The following is a 2,500-nucleotide window of genomic DNA, read 5'->3' on the forward strand; positions in this document are numbered from 1 at the left end:
TTTGGTTGCGGGGGCAGGATTTGAACCTGCGGCCTTCAGGTTATGAGCCTGACGAGCTACCGGGCTGCTCCACCCCGCGTTATCCGTGCAAATCCGAAGGATTTGTCGCGTCTGTGTATCCGTGCAATCCGTAAGGATTGTCGCATCAGCGTTTTGCGTCAGCAAAATCGCGCCGGTGCAAGTCCGAAGGACTTGTCGCCTTGATCTGCGTATTCGGCGGAGCCGAATATCGCATTTAGGCTGCTTTCGAGCGCGCCTTTGGTGTTTATTTTCCGGCTATTATATCGAAGCAAAAAGGCCGCTTGAGGGCGGCCCGTTGTTTCGGCTGAGCCGGCGGATGAAGAGAAGATGTTTTTTGGTATTTTCTTGCCATTAATAGACCTGGCAGCGACCTACTCTCCCGCGTCTTAAGACGGAGTACCATTGGCGCAGGGGCGTTTCACGGCCGTGTTCGGAATGGGAACGGGTGCAGCCACCCCGCAATAACCACCAGGTCAACTAAGGGCAAGAATTGCGCTGGCGACAGCGCAAAACCAAAATGAGAAGCTGGTTGAAGCCTGAGACTTCATTTCTTTTGAACACGTCTTTTTTCAAGCTGCTTGAGGCTACCGGAGCGAAGCTCCGCAAGGCCAAGCGGCCGTCGCCTCGTGTGAGGCGGCCCGTCCGGAGCGCTTTGCGCGTCAGGACAGAGAATGAAGATGCTCATCTGTGATGAGCATCGGCAATGAGAACAATCAAGCCAATCGAACGATTAGTACCGGTAAGCTTCATGCATTGCTGCACTTCCACACCCGGCCTATCAACGTGGTAGTCTTCCACGGTTCTCAAGGGAATACTCGTTTTCAGGTTGGTTTCCCGCTTAGATGCCTTCAGCGGTTATCCATTCCATATATAGCTACCCTGCTATGCGGCTGGCGCCACAACAGGTCCACCAGAGATATGTCCATCCCGGTCCTCTCGTACTAGGGACAGATCCTGTCAATATTCCTACACCCACGGCAGATAGGGACCGAACTGTCTCACGACGTTCTGAACCCAGCTCACGTACCGCTTTAATTGGCGAACAGCCAAACCCTTGGGACCTGCTCCAGCCCCAGGATGCGATGAGCCGACATCGAGGTGCCAAACAACCCCGTCGATATGGACTCTTGGGGGTCATCAGCCTGTTATCCCCGGCGTACCTTTTATCCGTTGAGCGATGGCCCTTCCACACGGGACCACCGGATCACTATGACCGACTTTCGTCTCTGCTCGACTTGTCAGTCTCGCAGTCAGGCGGGCTTATGCCATTGCACTCGACGACCGATTTCCGACCGGTCTGAGCCCACCATCGCGCGCCTCCGTTACTCTTTCGGAGGCGACCGCCCCAGTCAAACTACCCACCATACACTGTCCCGGATCCGGATAACGGACCGCGGTTAGACATCCATGACGATAAGGGTGGTATTTCAAGGATGGCTCCACGAGAACTGGCGTCCCCGCTTCAAAGCCTACCACCTATCCTACACATGCCGACACGAATGCCAGTGTAAAGCTATAGTAAAGGTGCACGGGGTCTTTCCGTCTGACCGCAGGAACCCCGCATCTTCACGGGGAATTCAATTTCACTGAGTCTATGCTGGAGACAGCGGGGAAGTCGTTACGCCATTCGTGCAGGTCGGAACTTACCCGACAAGGAATTTCGCTACCTTAGGACCGTTATAGTTACGGCCGCCGTTTACTGGGGCTTCAGTTCAAAGCTTGCACCTCTCCCTTTAACCTTCCAGCACCGGGCAGGCGTCAGGCCCTATACGTCGTTTTGCAACTTCGCAGAGCCCTGTGTTTTTGATAAACAGTCGCTACCCCCTGGTCTGTGCCACCCCTCCATACTTGCGTACGAAGAGGTCACGCTTCTTCCGAAGTTACGCGTGCAATTTGCCGAGTTCCTTCAGCATAGTTCTCTCAAGCGCCTTGGTATACTCTACCTGACCACCTGTGTCGGTTTCGGGTACGGTCTATACGGTGGAGCTATTTCCTGGAACCGCTTCCCCGCCTGCTCAATCCAATAAGAGCAAACAAGTTACGCAATCCGTCACTACCACCAGGCCCACGAATATTAACGTGGTTCCCATCGACTACGCATTTCTGCCTCATCTTAGGGGCCGGCTAACCCTGCTCAGATTAACTTTAAGCAGGAACCCTTGGTCTTTCGGCGAGGGAGTCTCTCACTCCCTTTATCGTTACTCATGTCAACATTCGCACTTCCGATACCTCCAGGACCCCTCACAGGTATCCCTTCACAGGCTTACGGAACGCTCCGCTACCACACGCATTACTGCGTATCCTCAGCTTCGGTGCATGGCTTTAGCCCCGTTACATTTTCGGCGCAAAGACCCTTATTTAGACCAGTGAGCTGTTACGCTTTCTTTAAATGATGGCTGCTTCTAAGCCAACATCCTGGTTGTTTTGGGATCCTCACATCCTTTCCCACTTAGCCATGACTTGGGGACCTTAGCTGGAG

Annotated in this window: 1 tRNA gene and 2 rRNA genes (1 of these 3 cut by a window edge); all 3 read right to left on the bottom strand. The window is 53.9% G+C overall.

What is annotated here, in order from left to right:
- Window positions 1–2: 2 nt before the first annotated feature.
- Window positions 3–79, bottom strand: a tRNA-Met gene (locus AC1D17_RS26010).
- 300 nt (window positions 80–379) lie between these two features.
- Window positions 380–494 (bottom strand): 5S ribosomal RNA (gene rrf / locus AC1D17_RS26015).
- Window positions 495–730: 236 nt separating this feature from the next.
- Window positions 731–2,500, bottom strand: a 23S ribosomal RNA gene (locus AC1D17_RS26020) (it continues 1,027 nt past the right edge of the window).

It is taken from the genome of Pararhizobium sp. P1_E7, from assembly GCF_056405855.1.